At 54.9% G+C, this 17,543-nt stretch carries 20 protein-coding genes, 1 tRNA gene and 1 pseudogene; 10 read left to right on the top strand and 12 right to left on the bottom strand.

The window, feature by feature from the left end; all coding sequences use genetic code 11:
- Positions 1-183: 183 nt before the first annotated feature.
- The 10 genes from ABDK75_RS02905 to ABDK75_RS02860 form a co-directional block, all read right to left on the bottom strand.
- Entirely contained in the window at positions 184-1,692 is a 1,509-nt protein-coding gene (locus ABDK75_RS02905; RefSeq protein ID WP_346004932.1) for an oligopeptide:H+ symporter, read from the bottom strand.
- Positions 1,693-1,726: 34 nt separating this feature from the next.
- On the bottom strand, positions 1,727-1,876 hold the full coding sequence (locus tag ABDK75_RS02900) for a hypothetical protein (protein ID WP_167386128.1): 150 nt from the start codon (positions 1,874-1,876) through the stop codon (positions 1,727-1,729).
- 2 nt (positions 1,877-1,878) lie between these two features.
- The gene (locus tag ABDK75_RS02895; RefSeq protein WP_099211842.1) at positions 1,879-2,790 is read right to left on the bottom strand and encodes a DnaJ C-terminal domain-containing protein; all 912 of its coding nucleotides are present in this window, start codon (positions 2,788-2,790) and stop codon (positions 1,879-1,881) included.
- Positions 2,787-2,945 carry a hypothetical protein gene (locus tag ABDK75_RS02890; RefSeq protein ID WP_167386127.1) on the bottom strand — a complete coding sequence of 53 codons (159 nt, stop codon included), beginning with the start codon at positions 2,943-2,945 and terminating at the stop codon, positions 2,787-2,789. The genes ABDK75_RS02895 and ABDK75_RS02890 overlap by 4 nt, the downstream gene beginning before the upstream one ends.
- A 49-nt stretch (positions 2,946-2,994) precedes the next feature.
- A complete protein-coding gene (locus tag ABDK75_RS02885; protein WP_346004931.1) occupies positions 2,995-3,963 on the bottom strand; it encodes a serine aminopeptidase domain-containing protein in 969 nt (322 codons plus the stop codon).
- A 50-nt stretch (positions 3,964-4,013) separates the two neighbouring features.
- Complete coding sequence (locus ABDK75_RS02880) at positions 4,014-5,522, bottom strand: efflux transporter outer membrane subunit (protein ID WP_099211840.1); 1,509 nt, start codon at positions 5,520-5,522, stop codon at positions 4,014-4,016.
- Position 5,523: 1 nt separating this feature from the next.
- Positions 5,524-6,435, bottom strand: coding sequence for an HlyD family secretion protein (locus ABDK75_RS02875; protein WP_046900790.1), 912 nt, complete (start codon positions 6,433-6,435; stop codon positions 5,524-5,526).
- Positions 6,436-6,447: 12 nt separating this feature from the next.
- Entirely contained in the window at positions 6,448-6,642 is a 195-nt protein-coding gene (locus ABDK75_RS02870; RefSeq protein WP_007284708.1) for a DUF1656 domain-containing protein, read from the bottom strand.
- Positions 6,643-6,813: 171 nt separating this feature from the next.
- Positions 6,814-7,248 carry a hypothetical protein gene (locus ABDK75_RS02865; RefSeq protein ID WP_046900789.1) on the bottom strand — a complete coding sequence of 145 codons (435 nt, stop codon included), beginning with the start codon at positions 7,246-7,248 and terminating at the stop codon, positions 6,814-6,816.
- Between the two features lie 82 nt (positions 7,249-7,330).
- Positions 7,331-7,609 (bottom strand): hypothetical protein, encoded by a 279-nt coding sequence (locus ABDK75_RS02860; protein ID WP_046900788.1) that lies wholly within the window; start codon positions 7,607-7,609, stop codon positions 7,331-7,333.
- 86 nt (positions 7,610-7,695) lie between these two features.
- Here ABDK75_RS02860 and ABDK75_RS02855 point away from each other — a divergent pair, with 86 nt between their 5' ends.
- The 8 genes from ABDK75_RS02855 to ABDK75_RS02820 all read left to right on the top strand — a co-directional run bounded on the left by ABDK75_RS02855 (position 7,696) and on the right by ABDK75_RS02820 (position 15,076).
- A complete protein-coding gene (locus ABDK75_RS02855; protein WP_346004930.1) occupies positions 7,696-8,856 on the top strand; it encodes a TOBE domain-containing protein in 1,161 nt (386 codons plus the stop codon).
- 42 nt (positions 8,857-8,898) lie between these two features.
- Entirely contained in the window at positions 8,899-10,086 is a 1,188-nt protein-coding gene (locus tag ABDK75_RS02850; RefSeq protein ID WP_346004929.1) for an extracellular solute-binding protein, read from the top strand.
- Positions 10,083-10,514 carry a hypothetical protein gene (locus tag ABDK75_RS02845; protein WP_339408342.1) on the top strand — a complete coding sequence of 144 codons (432 nt, stop codon included), beginning with the start codon at positions 10,083-10,085 and terminating at the stop codon, positions 10,512-10,514. The genes ABDK75_RS02850 and ABDK75_RS02845 overlap by 4 nt, the downstream gene beginning before the upstream one ends.
- Positions 10,511-10,999 (top strand): YcgN family cysteine cluster protein, encoded by a 489-nt coding sequence (locus tag ABDK75_RS02840; RefSeq protein WP_046900785.1) that lies wholly within the window; start codon positions 10,511-10,513, stop codon positions 10,997-10,999. Before ABDK75_RS02845 ends, ABDK75_RS02840 begins: the two co-directional genes overlap by 4 nt.
- Positions 11,000-11,003: 4 nt before the next feature.
- The gene (locus ABDK75_RS02835) at positions 11,004-11,687 is read left to right on the top strand and encodes a SprT family zinc-dependent metalloprotease (RefSeq protein WP_346004928.1); all 684 of its coding nucleotides are present in this window, start codon (positions 11,004-11,006) and stop codon (positions 11,685-11,687) included.
- Between the two features lie 7 nt (positions 11,688-11,694).
- A tRNA-Leu gene (locus ABDK75_RS02830) sits at positions 11,695-11,780 on the top strand.
- 94 nt (positions 11,781-11,874) lie between these two features.
- Entirely contained in the window at positions 11,875-13,509 is a 1,635-nt protein-coding gene (locus ABDK75_RS02825) for a tyrosine-type recombinase/integrase (protein WP_346004927.1), read from the top strand.
- A 157-nt stretch (positions 13,510-13,666) separates the two neighbouring features.
- On the top strand, positions 13,667-15,076 hold the full coding sequence (locus ABDK75_RS02820) for a hypothetical protein (protein ID WP_346004926.1): 1,410 nt from the start codon (positions 13,667-13,669) through the stop codon (positions 15,074-15,076).
- Here the strand turns inward: ABDK75_RS02820 and ABDK75_RS02815 are convergent.
- Both ABDK75_RS02815 and ABDK75_RS02810 read right to left on the bottom strand, forming a co-directional pair.
- Entirely contained in the window at positions 15,061-15,720 is a 660-nt protein-coding gene (locus ABDK75_RS02815; RefSeq protein WP_346004925.1) for a hypothetical protein, read from the bottom strand. The two genes, ABDK75_RS02820 and ABDK75_RS02815, sit on opposite strands and share 16 nt — an antisense overlap.
- Positions 15,721-16,007: 287 nt before the next feature.
- Positions 16,008-16,598 (bottom strand): hypothetical protein, encoded by a 591-nt coding sequence (locus ABDK75_RS02810; RefSeq protein ID WP_346004924.1) that lies wholly within the window; start codon positions 16,596-16,598, stop codon positions 16,008-16,010.
- Between the two features lie 225 nt (positions 16,599-16,823).
- On the opposite strand from ABDK75_RS02810, the gene ABDK75_RS02805 reads away from it, so the two are divergent.
- Positions 16,824-17,126 carry a MobC family plasmid mobilization relaxosome protein gene (locus ABDK75_RS02805; RefSeq protein ID WP_346004923.1) on the top strand — a complete coding sequence of 101 codons (303 nt, stop codon included), beginning with the start codon at positions 16,824-16,826 and terminating at the stop codon, positions 17,124-17,126.
- Positions 17,123-17,506 (top strand): annotated as a pseudogene (locus ABDK75_RS17815) (hypothetical protein); the annotation flags it as partial. The gene ABDK75_RS02805 and the pseudogene ABDK75_RS17815, both read left to right, overlap by 4 nt.
- Between the last annotated feature and the right edge of the window lie 37 nt (positions 17,507-17,543).

The raw sequence follows: 17,543 nt of genomic DNA, 5'->3' as shown, positions 1-17,543 counted from the left end.
TCTCCTTCTCACGTCGCCTGTAACCGGAAATCATGAATGACTTTCCCATACAGGCCGATGCCGGTCCGGAATAGAGAGAGGAAGACGGTTGTTTTCGTAATGCGACACTTCCGCCGCATCACTTCAGATCATGTCTAATCTTTTTCCTAGGTTTTCTCCCGAATTACAAAACCTTCACATGGTTCAATTCGGCGAAAGTTTCCTGTTCACAGTTATGTGTTCTCGGTCCCAACGGCGTGTCAAAGGCTCCAGGCAGGCCAGAATCACCACCACAACAACCGCCACTTCGCACAACGTCCGGAACAAACTGGCATACAGGGCATTTCCCGCGGAAGCTGCCATATCGGCAGGCATGGCCGCCCGGTTGGCGATGACACTGCCCACATACATCGCAATGCCCCACAGCAGATAAAGTGCGCCCATCATGAAGCCACTTAGACGCCCGGGCGTATAGCGGGCCACAATCGCCAGACCCAAACCATTTGTCAGCAACTCGGCGAAAGACAGAAGTCCGTAGCCCGCGACCATAATCCAGGGGGAAACCAAACCTGTCGTTCCGACGGCAGAGAGCCACCAAACCGCGAAAGCCATAGCCACCATCACGTAGCCAATCAGCATTTTTCGAGCCAGCGACAGGTCCCGCCCCTGTGCGCCCAGCCGATTATACAAAATCGCCAGTAGTGGGCTGATCGCCATAATCCAGATCGGATTAAGAGCCTGAAACTGCCCGGCAGACATATGAAAAAGCGTTACGCCGCCGATGCTGAAGTCGCCCGAGACATCTCGCAGTGCGAACAACGTCAAGGACGTGATCATCTGCTGATAAAAGACGAGATAAATCGTTCCCTGCAGGCACAGCATGTATGTAAGCCGCAAACCCGGTCGCTCTTCTCCCGGTGCACGGACGTACAGGACGACCCAGGACAGAAACAGCAACACAGCGGCAGCAAAAATACAGATCCGGGCAAGGCCGTCGCTGCTCATGATCCAGGCGTTAAAAACAGTCAGCGCAAGGAGTCCGAGCCCCACAAGAGCAAAACGGCTGGCAGGCACGCGCTCTTTTTCCAAAGGACTGGCTGTCTGGGCAAGCCATCCCGAACGCCACACATAATAGAGCAACCCAATCACCAACCCGACCGAACAGGTCGCGAAAGCAACAGGTGCGCCATAGTGAACCTGTAGCCATGGTGTCAGCAGCATCGACACCGTGGAGCCAACGTTGACGGACATGTAATAGAGGGTGAACGCCGCATCGAGGGCGGCATTATCCCCCTCATAAATCCGGCGAACCAGATTACCCGCATTCGGCTTAAAGAGGCCATTTCCTGTAGAAATCAGCGCCATGGCCAGCAGGAGCAGTGTCGGTGATGTCAGAGAAGCGGCAAGGCAGGCGTAGCCGATGGCAAGGGAAATAGCTCCCATAACCATAGTGCGCCGCGTCCCGAGAAAACGATCTCCCAGCACGCCACCCAGAACAGGCGTGATGTAGGTCAGGGCGGAGAAGGCCCCCAGCATCAGATTGGCCGTGGTATCGGCCATTCGAAGCTGCTGGACCATGAACAGCGTCAGAACTGCCTGCATGCCGTAATAACCGAACCGTTCCCACAGCTCGATTGCCAGCACAACGGTAAAGGCGCGACGACGTGTCGTCGCCAGCGGTTGCCCGGAGGCAGGTGTAGAATAAGAGGTCATGAAAAACCCGTCAGAAACAAAGACGGGCTTTATCTTAGGGCAAATGCCACTCCCCGGCGAGGATGAGGGCATGGGATCCGATCACGCTCAGCACGACAACGAAGATGATGGCGAAAATGCCACCAATAATCTGACGCCATGGCCAGTCTGGAATACGTGCTTTTGCGCGACGGATCATTCCCATGATCAGGCCTCCTGCTCAGCGAAGAAGGCTTCCAGTTCAGGAGAAACCGTCCCGATATGCACCTGCAACGTCACGAACAGGTCACCTGCGGGGTTCTTTTTGTCAGCGCCAATACCACGACCGGCAAGACGGAGAACTTTCCCACTGTCGGAATGTTTGGGCACCTTCACCGCGACGTCGCCCTTCGGTGTCGCCACGGTCACTTTCCCGCCCAGAACAGCTGTCTTGAGATCAACATTCTGGGTCATGCGTAGATTACGACCATCGCGGACGTAACGCTTGTCTGGCGTGACCGAAATCGTCAGCAGCGCATCACCTGGAACACCCGGCTGACCATCCATACCCGGACGACCTGGCGCGCCCTTGCCCCGTACACGCAGGGTCTGTCCTTCTTCGACACCCGGCGGAATACGAACTTCCGTATGGCCGCCCTCGCCCAAAGCCAGATCCAGAGACGTCCCAAGAACGGACTGTTCAAAGGTAATGGTCACGGAAAAACGGCGGTCAGAGCCCTTCGTGGCCCGACGTCCTGCCGCACCACCGGGCTGGAAGTCCCCACTAAATCCACCGCCACCAAACATGTCGGAGAAGAACGCGCCCAGATCTTCCTGATTGAAATTTCCCTGAAAGCCATGTGCCCCGGCTCCCGGACCGCCGCCACCGAAGCCACCACCGCCAAACGGGCCACGCTCCTGCCCTTCGGCATCAATCTCGCCACGGTCAAAGCGCGCACGCTTTTCCTTGTCTCCGACGATGTTATACGCCTGACCTACAGCCTTGAACCGCTCTTCCGCGTCCTTGCTGTCGGGGTTGTGGTCCGGATGGTATTGCTTGGCCAGCTTCCTGTATGCGCTGCGGATTTCCTTGTCCGTGGCCGTCTTGGAAACCCCAAGAACTGAATAAGGGTCTTTCATCTCAACTCCGCATCATCTGCTGCGCCGTCATCCAGAAGATCAATCAGTACGGCAAGTACGACATCACGCGAAAATCCCGCGCTCACACCTTCTTCAATCAGACTGTCCAGCTTTGGTCTGAGGTAATCCTCAGCCGGGTGACCATCCTGTGCCATTGGTTTATTCCTCCATTACTTTCAGATGTGTGACGTTGATCGCTTCGGGTCAATGACCGAGGACAAACTCCGCGACATGCGGCACCAGATCTGGATCAAGAGGGCCGAAAGAAGGAAGGCCAGCTCCGCTCATGGTTTTGGAATCAACACCCGGCATGTCCGTCAGAAAGTGACTTGCAGAGGGCAGATAAACAGTCGTCGCGCGAGGGTCAGCAGCCTGTAGCAAAGGCAGATCTTCTGTCGGGCTGATCTGATGATCCTTTCCACCCTGCACCAGCAGAACGGAGCCATGATACGCCCTCAGAAGCGCAGCAGGATCATAACGCATGACATCAATCAGGTATCCCTGCACGTCCGCGTTGAACAAAGCCTGTAAACCGGAATGTAACGTTAGCGGATCAACACGGTGGCCTGCTTCAAGAGCATCAATGGTGCTATCAATTTGTGGAAGGACCGTCTGCGCGCGCGGATTGGCGTGAAGCTGCGCTCGGATGAGTTCACCCATTGGTCGCCCTTGCCCTGACAACAGGATCAAACCACAGACACCCTGGCTATGCTGAGATGCAGCAAGTACGACCAGTGCGCCTTCACTATGCCCACCAAGCCAGACGCAACGTGTCCCCGTTTCTTTGCGAATGACAGAGATCCAGTTCTGAACGTCCGTCACGTAGTCCTGAATGGTAACGTGATTCCCGTTCGCGACAGCTCGTGCACTTCCAAACATACCACGCTTATCAACGCGAACCGTTGAAATACCCCGCCCAGCCACGCCCTCAGCCAACAGCTTCAAAGTTCCGGGCTTGAGGCCAGACGCTGAATCCCCGTTTCTGTCTGTAGGGCCAGAGCCAGGGACGAGCAGAAGAACGGGCGCTGTTTTCCCCGCGTCAAGATAAGTGCCAGATAATGGCCCAAGCGGGCCGGGCGCTTCAAGATCACGCTCAGTTGCTGCCTCGGAAAGACCAGTTCCCAACACAACTGCAGCCAGCAGAGCAAATGATCGCAGAAAGACAGGCATCATGGCAGGACTCCGTTCAAACTGTTCTTGCCCTGTTGCGAGCCAATCCTGTCCTAGCGCGTAAAGGCCCGTACCAGCGCGTTTTGCTTTCCAACTTCAATTGGCAGACGCGTATCGGTGAGCTGACGGCCCTGCCAGCCCGCACCCATAGCCGTATAAAGCGAAATGGCGTCACGCAGACGGGCCATACGTCCCACAACTGCCTGATCCTGAGCAGAAAGTGCGGTCTGCTCAGTTGTCAGAACATTCAGATACCCGGTCAGACCAGCGCTAAACAGCTTCTGAGCACGATCGCGGGCAAGACCGGAATCCGTCGCGGCTTCTTCAAGCTGCGTGACAAGCTCATTGTCATGGCGCCAGTCACCCATTGAATCTTCAACTTCAGCGAAGGCCTTCAGCACGGTTTTACGATACACCAGACGGCTCGCCTCGGCTTCTGCACGAGCCTGAGCAATTTCTGCTGTATAACGACCGCCATGAATGATGGGCAGCGAAGCCATCATCATGAAGCTCCAGGCCATACCTCCCATCTGAAACGCCTGATAGGCGGCAGAAGCGTTCGGATTGAACGTCAGCGGGATCATGAACTTCGGATAGAGGTTGGCAACCGCCACACCGACCTGAGCCATGTCCGCTGCATAATGCGCTTCCGTGGCCCGAATATCCGGGCGATTTGCCAAGACGATGGACGGCAGGGACGCCGGGAACGCAGGAACAGACGGCAGAGGGCGCCGCACGTCCAGCTCTTCCTCCAGCTTGCCGGGCATTTCACCCAGCAGAATGGAAATGGCATGGATCAGGCGCTCTTCCTGCGAGTGCAGTGGAGCAAGCCGCGAGCGCTCGAGATGCTCTTCCGTCTGTGCCTGCGCTACAGCCAACGTATTACCCAAGCCGTGCGTGTAAAGCTTTTCAGTCAGCTCGCGGGAACGCTGTGCCACATCGATGCTGTGTTCCGTGACTGCAAGCCGTTCCTGAATACCGCGCAACGTCACGTAGTCTGATGCGACTTCGGACAGCAGCGACAACAGAATAGCGCGACGGTTTTCCAGAGATTCCTCAACGAGCCGCTTACGTTCCTCGACCTGCCGGGAAATATGCCCAAACAGATCGATTTCCCAACTGGCGCGAGCACCGTAGGTCAGAACCGAAGCCTGAGGCCGGTTTGCCGGATTTCCAGGGCGGAGCGGCCAGTTGTCGACATTGATGGAATACCGGTCATCGCCACCGCCCATAGCTGCATCAAGCTGCGGATACCACGCTGCCTGAGCCTGCCGCCGGACAGCCCGTTCCGAAATGATGTGCTGCGATGCAATCTGCAGATCATAGTTGCCCTTGACCGCGGCCTCGATCAGCTCGTTCAGCATCGGGTCATGGAACTGGGCCCACCAGTCCTTCATGTCTGCTTCGGTCCGCGCGATCTCGGCTGCCGTCACCGATTGTGGCTGCTCGACAAAGGTGTCGGGCACCTTGATCTTGTCTGGCTTGAAATTCGGCCCGACGGTGCAGGCCGTAAGTGACAGACAGGTGCTGAGAGCGAGGGTCAGAAGCTTGTTGCGTGACATGTCAGAGATGGTTCTGCAGCCAGGTGGTCAACTTGCCACGGGCGCCCGGCGTTTCGCGCCCAATCGTGACGGTTGCGGTCATGCCGGCCGCGAGAGTGATTTCCGGCGGAACGTTATCCAGTTCCAGACGAACCGGGATACGCTGCGCAAGACGGACCCACGTGAAAATCGGGTTCACGTCTGGCAGACCAAGACGGTCTGACACGCCGTTACGATCGTTAATACCACGACCAATGCTGACGACGTGGGCAGGCAGGATCTGCTTGTAACCCATGAGTTTGACACGGGCCGCGTCCCCAACATGCACACCGTGCATCTTGGTTTCTTCGAAGTATCCGTTGATCCAGTAACTGTGGGCATCAATCACGGCGAGACCAGGCTGACCAGCATGGGCATAATCACCGACGCGAAGGTTCAAGTTGGTGATGTACCCGTCAACTGGCGAATAGACCGTGGAACGCTGAAGATTCAGCAGCGCCGTATTCAGTTCGGCTTTTGCAGCATTTACTTTGGCGCGTTGGGTTTCAACGTTCGAGTTGAAGTCTTCCTGCTCTTCGGCAGACACAATGCCACCGAGGCCCATACGACGCTTGGCATCTGAAGATCTCAGCTTGAGGTCTTCGTCTGCACCGGCAAGGCGGGCACGGGCGGCGTCAATATCAAGGCGGAAGCGAACGGGATCGAGAACGAAAAGCGGATCACCGCGATGGACAAACTGGTTATCCACGACAGGAACAGAAACAACTGTTCCGGAAACTTCAGGGGCTGCATCTACGACGTACACACGAACACGGCCATCGCGCGTCCATGGTGCCAGAACGTAAATGTCCCACATGGTCCGACCGAGGCCAATGGCCATCGCCAGGACAATCAGAGTCAGCAGAACGCGGATCACACTGCGGGTCCAGTTCATAGCCGACCCCTCCTAGACGTAAAGGATGAGTAGACAGAGAACACAGACATAGAGCGCTATTTCAAAGAGGGCGACGTGCCAGAACCAGCTCAGAGCACCGGTTCGCCACAGAATGCTTCTCAACAGAAGTGTTACGAACACTGCTGCAACGGCGTAAATTGAGAGGGGTGCGACAAAGACGCCGAAGAGATTGACTTCCGTAAGCATCAGGCTGTGACCTTGGTGCCAACTAACGGACTGTTCGACGAACTTTCCACGGGACTCCTCGCAAGTCCGTGACGACTCCCCCAAGGGCGTAATCACGGCACAGGCGAAGTGCTTACGCCATTAACCTACAACTGGCCAGATGGCTTTGACAAAAATCAGTCATAAAATGTCTTATTTGGAATGACTGAAGAAACTCTTCAGAATGGACAGGAAGCTTTTGCCCGTAAAACGGCCAATTGGCCCCAGCAGCAGACCAGTAACGGCTGTAATGGCAACAGACTGCTTCAGTTCGACCAACTTGCGGTCGCGACGAATACGCGCCTCGATCTCCACAACGTCCGGGATCGACCATGCTGCAAGAACTGCAAAAATCAGGACGAAGAACAGATCAACGCCAATAACGCACAGACTGGCTTTGACGTAGCTCAGACCTGCAACGCTGATGAAGAACGCCCACAGAAAGCCGTGAAAAGAAATGGCTGCGAACAGCAGGAAGACAACGGCAACAAGCGCGCACGCAACTCTCCGACCGATTCGCATGGCGGAGCGGGAGAGAATCTGGCCTTGGGCGGAAAGGACTTCCTGACCGAGTTCGATGGGCTTCATGGAGGATCGTTGCCTTTATTTCTAACAGGACGGGCGCAGGTCTGTGAATGGCCTGCCTCCCGCCTGAAAGGTCACGTGCCGATTACTTGGAGAAACGGCCCGCCAGGAAACCGACCACAGCGGAAATCAGAATAGCGGCGATGGGCCGCGACTGCACACGCGTCGATACATTTTCAATTTCATGATCTGTGATTTTGCGGGCATTTGCAACGGCATGCTCTGTACGGTCCGCAGCCTGAAGCAGAGCCGGGTTAACATAGTCGTTCAGGATCTGCTCAACCTGCTTGCGCAGCGTCTCGATCTGGTCCTGCGTTGTCTCGGCTGCAGCTTCGATGTTCTTCTTGACGGTATCGCGGCTCATGTTCAAACCCTCATTGCAATCAAATAGGGACCTGGGAATCAGGCCCGGTATCTGGCTTCAAACGCAAAAGCATTATCAGAGGTTGCATGTCCCGCCCACCCGGCGCCCCACCTTCCCCCACACGCCGCAAGAAGCCCGCCACACGCCTAGCTCCTGCTCTTAGGCTCGAAGCTCTGCGCGCTGGACTACGGGGAGAAGCGTTTGACCTCACGGTTTCCGAGGGGGAAACGGTTACCGCCTATGGAACTGATGAAGCTGCATTATCTGGCCTACTGGATCTGATCGCAGGTTTCTCTCCCCCCATGGGCGGGCGCGTGCTTGTGCAGGAAACGGATGTTACATCCCGTCCCGCCGGGCAACGCAGCATTGTCCTGATCGGCACCCGAGATCCGCTGTTTCCTCACCTCGATACGCGCAGCAACATCGTTTTCGCACTGCGCGCCCAAGGACAAAGCCGCGCAGAAGCCGATGCGGGTGCGGGTCGCATGATGTCTCTTCTGGGACTGGATGGGCTGGGAAATCTCTCTCCGCAGGACCTCAATCCAGAGCAAACCTTCCGTGCAATGCTGGCCCGCGCACTCGTAACTGCCCCAACCATTCTTTTGCTCGACAACCCATACGGTGGTCTGGACATCCACGCTGGTCGACGCATCGCGTCTCTGCTGTCGAAACTGTCGCGCGCGCGAAATCTCAGCGTTTTGCAAAGCGTCACGCGCAAGGAAGACGCACTACGCGCAGGAGGGCAGATCGCCCTCTTTAATGAAGAGGCGTTGCTTCAGTGCGGAACAGCGGCCGAACTGTATGATCGCCCATCAGACGTTGGAGTGGCGACACTCTTTGGTGAAGCCAATGCCTTGACCGGGCAGGTTCTGGATATTGCGGATGACGTCGCGCGCGTTCAACTTGCCTGCGGCGGCATTGTGGAAGCTCTCGCATCCGATGATACGCTTCAAGAAGGTCACGCCTGCCTGGTCTGCGTTCGCCCGGATCGGATCTCGCCCTTTTTCGGCAGCCAGTCTCTTGGTCTTGATGATGAGGAAGCGCCACCCGTTCGCGGCACACTGACGGACAGCGTTCATCTTGGCGATCATATCAGAATGCGGGTGCGCTGCCCGAATGGTACCGAGATTGAGCTCCGGCGCCCGCCCCTTCAGGCCCAGAAGCTGCCACGCGCCGGAGCTGCCGTTCAGCTCGCGTGGCCCGCCGGCCATGCAACGGCCTTTCCGCTTCGTGCCGACCTGTATTAAAGTGCCGCCGCATTCGGTCAGGCATCTGCGCCTGACTTCTTCATGCTGATTGAGGACACCATTCTGACCCGGCCCGCTTTCTTTCTGCGACATACGCTCCCGGCACGATGCCGGGCGGGTCTCGGTCGTATCATGCGTCCTGCAGCATTTCTGGTGGGCCTGCTTGCGATACAGGTTCTGCCTGCCAACATGCACGCGCACGCCACATCCGCGAGCAGCACCCGCCCTTCCGATGACATCGGGGATTTCTTTTCCCATGTCGGCCAGAGTGTCGCCTCGGTGTTCTCGCCATCCGAAGCCTCGGCGCACGCGCACAAGCGAGCGGTTACACACCACTCCACAAAACATCGTCGTGCAGCCAAACCTGCTCCGCCCGCCCCCGGCTGGGCCATTCCTGAAGGTGCGGTGACTGCGAATGCCCTGATCACAAGCGACAAGTCGCTGAAGCAGGTTGAATGGGACGGCCAAAACAGCACGCTGAACGCGGGCGTTCATTCATCAAACCCAAGCTGGGCTGCTATTCTGTTAAACGGCAGCCAGCTTGCAGATGCCTGTCAGAAAGGTTGGGTTCACCCTCTGGACGGTACTTTGGGATGCGGCCTGCCCGGAGGCCAGACAATCATGGCACTCGCATGGGATCGTTCACGACTACCTGCCGCCCCTGACTGGAAAGACTTCTGGGACGTTGCACGTCATCCAGGACGCCGCGGTCTTTATCTTGGCGCACGTACAACGCTGGAAATTGCCCTGCTTGCGGACGGAATAGACGCGCGTGACATTTATACTGCGCTGTCCACGCCCGCGGGTGTTAGTCGTGCGTTTCACAAGCTGGATCTGCTGCGACCCTATATTGTGTGGTGGAAAACACCCGATGATGCCGCCCGGATTATGGAACAAAGCAGCGCACTCATGACCAGCGCCCCCATGACGGAAATTTCCAGCGTCAGCATGAAAGTCAAAGCGGGACCAGCGGCTTCTCTTTTTGTCGCGCAGCCAGAGCAAACTCTCAGCACGGCACTCTATTGGGCAATACCGGCTAACAACCCGACAACGACTGCACAGAAAACCCTGACCCAGCTGCACACTCAGTCTCCACACCTGAACGACATGCCTGAAAGCGTCCTTGATCCGAGAGGAACAGCTTTGTCCGTCAATGACGCGTTCTGGACGAAATACGGTGACCACCTGGAGCAGCAATTTCAGGACTGGTACGGCAGCAGCAAGCCATGATGGCCATTTCCATGCGGCTTCACTTGCCCGCCATTATACTTGGCCTGCTCATTGGCTGTGGTGTTATCACGCTGCTGATGCGTCTTCTGCCAGCCCGACACGTACGCCTTCTTGGTTTGCTGGTTCTACTGCCCGGCCCGGCTCTCGCTTTTGCGCTGCCTGAACTTCATCGCGCTGGACTAAGCTTTATCAGCCGACATTATGACATCCTCCAGGGTGTTCTGATTTCCCCAGCTGTCATGATGCCGTTCGGAGCCACGTTACTTGGACTGCCCATCGGAACAACGCGCGCAGCAATCGGCCTGGGAGCAGATCTGACGACCCGCCTGAAATTAATATGGCTTCCCCTACTTTTACCCGCGGCCCTGCTTTCCCTGACAATAGCGGTTCTGTTGTGCCTCGGCTGTGTGATACTGGATCGGCCATGACTTCAGTTTCTCCTTTCTGGCAAACCACGCCGCTAGATCAGATGACGTCCGAGCAATGGGAATCCCTTTGTGACGGATGTGGGCGTTGCTGCCTGAACAAGCTCCGCGACGAAGATACAGACGAGATCGTTTACACGACCGTTGCCTGCCGGCTTCTGGACACACAGACCTGCCGTTGCACAGATTATCCGAAGCGCCATCGCAAGGTGCCGGACTGCGTTACTCTAACGCCTGAACTCTTGGCTGAAATCGACTGGCTTCCACCAAGCTGCGCTTATCGATTACTGCGAGACGGGTTCGATCTCCCGGAATGGCACCCTCTGCGCTCCGGGACGCAGGACAGCGTTCTGCTTGCCGGTGCTTCAGCAGGTGGGCGCTGCGTAAGTGAGCGCCGCGCGGGCCCATTGGAGAATTACATTACCGCATGGCCCGGTGAGTGGCCTGCGAATGCACCTGCGTGCATTTCCAGAAAGCGCTCCGGCTAACCCCATGCTTCCGCCGACCGTCCCTCTTGTATGGAGACGTTCGCCTCGTGCACGCCGCATGACCCTCCGCATTGATGCTCAAGACGGTAGTGTTGTTGTTACAATGCCGGAGCGCATCAGCCAGCGGCAGGGTCTTGCGTTCGTCCATCAGCATATGGACTGGATTACGTCCTCTCTCGCTGCTCTGCCTGAAAAACGCGTACTGGCTGACGGCCACGAAGTCATGATCGAAGGATCACCGGTTCCCATTCTGCACGAGCCAGATGCCCGTCGTGGCACATGGCTTGATTCAGATGGCCTGCATGTCAGCGGTGATGCGGCTCATACTGAACGTCGCGTAAGGGACTTTCTTCACAGCCTGGCCAAAGAGCGCCTCTCAAAGGCTGTGGCACTTCAGAGTAAAAGAATGGGGCTTGTACCGTCTCGTGTCGATTTGCGGGAAGTCCGGTCTCGCTGGGGCAGTTGCACCCGAAAAGGACGCATCATGTTGAGCTGGCGTCTGGTCATGACGCCGCTGGACATTCGAGATTACGTCGTGATCCATGAACTCGCTCATCTTCAACATTTTGATCATAGCGCTGCTTTTTGGGGCCTTGTTGACAGATTTTGCACAAATGGACGCACAGGACGTCTTGCAGCGGAACGCTGGCTGAGCCAAAACGGGACCGCCCTGCTGCGAGCAGCATGAGGCGTGTGCGAGCTTGGCGGAATGGTAGACGCACGAGACTTAAAATCTCGAGTCCGTAAGGGCGTGCGGGTTCGAGTCCCGCAGCTCGCACCACATCTAAGTTATTGAAAATAAACAGCTTTTAGGGTTTTCAGCAACCCGGAGCCCCCATTCTTCTACAAAGGGCTTCTACAAAACGAGCCCTGTTGTGCTGATTCGTCTGCAATCCGGTTTCCATTTCAGACGCGGGATTCCCGTTCGTTTTCGGCCTGCTCTGGGAAAACGGGAAATCTGGCACTCCCTGGAGACCCTCGACAGAAATCTTGCCAGAACCCGTGCCTGTGCCATGTATGGACTGACCTCTCAGCTTTTCGAGTGCATCAGTCTGGCCATGTCTTCATCGGAAGAAACATCCTCGCTCAACAAGGCGGTTGAGACCTTTCAGGAGGCTCTGGCCACATCTGACCTGCATCCTGTCCAGCAGGACCTGTTTCAGTGCATTGTCCAGACCTACGACAGTGAGATTCAGGCTCTCAAGGCTCGCTATAAAACCATGAATGCCGAGCACCTTCTGGCACGAATGGAAGACCATCAGCGGGTTTCCAGCGTGCTTGAGAAGATTGGTCCCGAAATCAATGCCCTGACAGACATCATTCACAAACTGGGCAAGGACAAAAGAAGCTCGGGCGAAGAAGCCTTGACAAAGCTGTCAGAACAGGTTGCCGCACTGACACAGCTTGTCCAGCCGCCAGCGCCCAAACCCTCCCCTCTGTTCTCCGAAGCGTCCGAGACCTTCCTCAGTCTCAAGGCCAAGAAGGCAAAACCCTCTGTCATTGCCGAACATCGCAACACCTACAGAAGATTTGTCGAAATCTGTGGAGACAGACCCATCCGCGACTACACGGGAGAAGACGCGGGCACGTTCAAGGACATGATGGAGCAGCTTCCTGTCCATTACGGCAAGAACCGGAAGGACACGCGGACAGTTGCCGAACTGACAGCAGAGGCCAATCGGAAAAATCTGGAACGCATTTCCGGAAAGGCCAGCAAAAATCATTTCACTCGCCTTTCCGCTCTGTGGCGTCATTACGAACCCCTCGGCCTGATTGACCGTAATCCGTTTGTCGGGGGCTGGAAGTTTGACACCACCGCAAAAACGCAGCGTATCCGCTGGTCGAACGATGACCTGATGACGCTCATCGACACTCCATGGCCGTTCCAAACCATCAGTCAGGCCACCTTCGGTCTGATTGTGGGAATAGCGTCCTATACGGGAATGCGGGAGGAAGAAATCTGCCGTCTGCGTCCACAGGATATTGTCCAGATTCAGGATGTCTGGTGCATTGTGGTGCAGGTCCACCGTGCTCATAAAGACGCCCCTTGGGAAGCATGGGACCCCAAGACTGAAGCCGGGGCTCGCATTGTTCCTCTTTGCCAGCCGCTTCTGGATACCGGCCTCGTGGAAATGGCCAAACGCGCTAAAAACCAACGACGTCGATACCTGTTCAAGGAACTAAATTTCACGGGTATGGACATGAAAAGGTCCGGGATTTTCCAGAGAAATTTCTCCTCTTTCAAATCACGGCTGGGCATCGGCCGGGAGAAGGTTTTTCATTCTTTCCGGCACAACGTCTCAACCAAGCTCCGCAATATTCACGAACATGGCGACGGTGGACTTCGGGAATCATGGATTGATGATTTTCTCGGACATGAAGGATTGAACAAGTCCGTTGGTAATATCGTCTATTTCGATGACGTGGATATCACGAACCTCAAACGTGTTGCAGATTCCATGTCATATCCTGAGTTCTGGGACCTAAAGAGACTGATGGGAAAGCAATAATCCCACTTCGAAACAAAACTGCATAACTGTCTGCTATACTTCCCTCTCAGGACTGGAGAACATCCCGAAGACCAGTCCGGAGAAGGAAGACCAACATGTTTCTACAACAGGACCATTATAGACCATTCTGCCTCTCTCCACGATTACACGGGGAAAGATGCAGGATGATGTGCAGTATGACGAAATAGACCACTGGATAAGAACCACCAGACCAGACATCTGGCGCAGGCTGTTACCCCTGCATGGGATTTACAAGAACGAAATTACCCGCAAGGTCGCAGAAAACTGCGCGTTCCTTGCCTGTTTCGAAGAGACCGAACAGGTCGCCATGGAAGTCGTGGACTGGGTTGAAACCCTATCCGATGACCTTGTTTCCGGCTTTGACCTTCTCTCCCAGTCTTATGACGAGCTGAAGCAAACTCAGCGAATCACAGGGCAGGTTCTCACACGCAAAACCAACAGGTTACGCCGCAATCTCCGCAGGGTTCTGGAACTCTCTCCGGAACGGGACAGCGTTCAGCAGGCCTTTGATGACGAGAAGCTGGCTGCCAGCAAATCGTTCATCGTGGTTCCCGACCGACAGAACCCGGACACTGGCCTGTCAGCGCATACGCTGCGTCAGTGGCAGCTTAGAAAACATTATGCTGTCACGCTGGCCATAGCCGACAGCCTGCATGATTTTGCTACCGGATTTCTGGGCTATCAGGGCCTGTTTCTGACCCTGACACTACCTGGCAAGTACCACGCCTGTTCCTATGAAGAGGCCAAGGCAGAAATCGCCAGACGTTGGAAAACTGTCAGACGCAAGGCACGGGAGAAAGATGTCCTCCTGCTGGGCATGACAGCGCTCGAACTTCAGGACGACGAAACACCCCACTATCATATCCAGCTCTATGTCGCCCCAGCCCAGAGAGCATGGCTCGAAGAGCAGATACTCCAGGCCTTCCCGAACGAGATTGAACGACAGGCGGAAGCCATCAAGGATATCCGGGATGTGTTGTCTGTCTCTCTTTACCTCACCAAGGACTACGGCAAGCCTGAGACCAGTCTGACCTTCATTGGCCTGACACGCGACATCCGAGCCCGTTACACGAGTATCTACGCAGGCAAGCGCTACGGAACCCTGTCAGATGCCAGGATTGCCACAGCTCACAGATTGATGAAGCGGAAAGCCTTTGGCGGAACAGCACTGCTTCTGATGCGGGGGTTTTCCGATGAGAGAGTAAACCGAATATCAGCACGCCATCCCGATTTCCATTATGTCCGCACAGGAATGCCACGGGTTCTGACAGCTCTGGTGCACACGATGCATTTCAGGACAGTGAAGGATTTCAATGCATCCCCTGTCAGCCAGACCTCCATGGTCAGACACGAGGTTTCAGCAGGGAAAACAGGGGTTCAGTCTCTCTTTGTTCCAACTTGTTTAAATGTATACCAAGAAGGTGTTCCTGCTTCAGCCTGTGGATGGGAGCGGCTTCAGTCCAGAGGGCAACCTCCTCCTTTTGGAAAAGAGGCACCCTTAAAAAACACTTACAAAAGGATACTACTCTATCAGAGACTATTTTGATGAGGCCAAGGATTCCCTTCATCAAATCCCTTATATTCATCAACTCGCGTACGAATGTCATCCCACTCACCATGCACGCCAAGCGTCAGATAGTAATTTGAGCCATCAGGCCTTCGTTCATAAACAAGAAACTCTCCCGTAACTCTTCCTTCACGAGCACGCGTCTGAAAAGCGCCCATCACCATCTCATGTGTAACCTGCGGCATAAAATCACTCAGGTATTTTCCGATATGAGGAGCGAACATGGCGTCCCACCGCCCATCTTTGGACATTCTTTCTGTTTCATCAATTAAATTACGCACCATGAAATTAGGGTCAAAATAATGCTTATGCCAAAGCCCCTTTAAAGGTTTTCGCATCTGTTTGGGCTTTTTGGTCATACCGAAGCGCTCCCCCGCACTCTCCAGCTTTCCAATTTCATCATAGACCCCATGGATATGAAAACGCTGATTAAGCGCACCAAAAGCCAGCTCAACCAGAAAGCCATGAGAAAATTGTCCATGACTTCTCTTTACATGGAGCCATGATTTAATCTTGGAGAGCTCGCGGTTAAGGCGAGTACACATCTCCTCATCAGCTTGCGAATGGACACCGACCGGCAACTGGAAAACTCCTTTTGTCCGGTCGTATTGAATTGTAGCCATGAAGTTTTCACGTCTTTTCCCGTTTCTATAATTTATAGCAGAAGAGAAAAGACATGCAGCAACGTTGTTAGCTTTTTACAGGTCCCACCGTTTGAGAAGGTCCGTCATTATATCGTTCAGATATTCGATACGAATCTCAAATTCCAATTTTTGGTCCAGTAGCTCGAGGGCGTCTTTTTCACGACCCAGTTCCTGGAAGCGTCGGGACCGCTTGTCGCATAGCGTTTTGGCATTCTCATAGCCTCGTCTTAGTCCTCGAAGTTCTTCCATGACGATTGCACATCTATTCATGGCTGACCTCCCTGTCCTTCATAGGACCAGGACAGAGGCTTCTTACCCTTCATCTCTGCCAGAAGAGAAAAACCAAGGTCGAAATGGGCATGGAGGGCAATGGATGCTCCTGCATTGAACTCCTCGGGAGCAAAGCGGATAAACCACTGAACGTACTGGGTTTCGCAAGCCCAGCTATGCCCGTGATACCGTTCCCAGTCCCGGAAAACCAGCAATCCCAACGCAACAAAGAGCGCGTTTCCGAAGCCTTTTCGCTCCGCCCTGACGTCTTCCTGCTCCCATCCCAAAGCACTGACTTCACTCGCTGGAATGCGTGAATCCAGAAAGAAGTTCAGCATATGGTCAGGCTTCACATCTCTCAAATATGCAGATTTTCTAAGAGTTTCAGCATACGCATTCGCACGTTTTGCTGTTGTGAACTCTTGTCCCTTCAGGTCTGTCCTGATGATGGAAACAATACGCTCGACCTCTGCCACTGACAGGGGAGCATTGCCTATATGACTTGATGTTCCAAGGGCTTTAACTCTCTCGACTGCGTTCATTTCCGCAAGTTCGAACTGTTTCATTATATTATATACGTATGACATCTTCCTTTATCTTTCGCCTCCGTTTGTGGGGCAAGGAGACGTATAGCCCATACAGACATCGATGTCAAGTATTTATTTGGTCGTTTCGAAAAATAAATGCTTTTTGATGAATCTGTATATACGAATACTTCTGTATCACTCCGAAATCACTTCCGAATACAGAAGACCATACACTCTCCCCTGCATCTCTCAGAGCTATAATGACTCACGCGCGCGAGGGGCATCATGAAAACAGAGACATTACATATCCGGGTCAGACCAGAAGAACGGGAGAGACTGAAAACCACAGCAGGAACACGCAGACTGTCTGTCTGGTGCAGGAAAGTCTTGCTGAACGAACTGGCAGGAGGGACTTCGATTGCCGAAGAGCTTCTGGCGTTGCGTCGTGAGCTGTCTGCCATCGGCAACAACCTGAATCAAATTGCTCGCAGGCTGAATACAGGGGAGCAGGTCGATATCGCTGCCCTGCCTGCGGACATCGACACCCTGAAAGCCCGCATCAACAGGGCTCTGAGGCGGGTGCGATGATACTCAAGAGCAACCCCATCAAAACGTCATCAGGTTCAGGAGCCATTTTCCACCATCTTGTGGAGAAGACAGACGAGAACGAGCATATCCTGCTCTGGAAAGGCAGACGTCAGGATGTCGATGACTGCATGGCTGATGCCGCCGCCTTTCATCGCGTGAACGCAGTCCAGCACTTCCAGATATCGTCCAAGGAGAAGCTGACAGACGAACAGTTTGCCAACTGCATCACCATGCTCGCCAAAGAGTTCGGGTTTCAGGCCTCGGATGTCTGCCTTGCGGTCATCCACACCAAAACCCGCCACGATGGCAAAGCAGACAATCGCCATTGCCAGTTTCTGGTCCGCACCACACATGCCGAAACCGGCAAGGTTCTGGATGTCTCGCATCGCTATGAACGTCAGGAGAAGGTCGCCAGAC

Origin of the sequence: Gluconobacter sp. OJA (genome assembly GCF_039638325.1) — a bacterium.
Classification (GTDB): domain Bacteria; phylum Pseudomonadota; class Alphaproteobacteria; order Acetobacterales; family Acetobacteraceae; genus Gluconobacter; species Gluconobacter cerinus.
The sequence above is the reverse complement of the archived record's forward strand: the minus strand, read 5'-3'. Positions and strand labels throughout refer to the sequence as shown.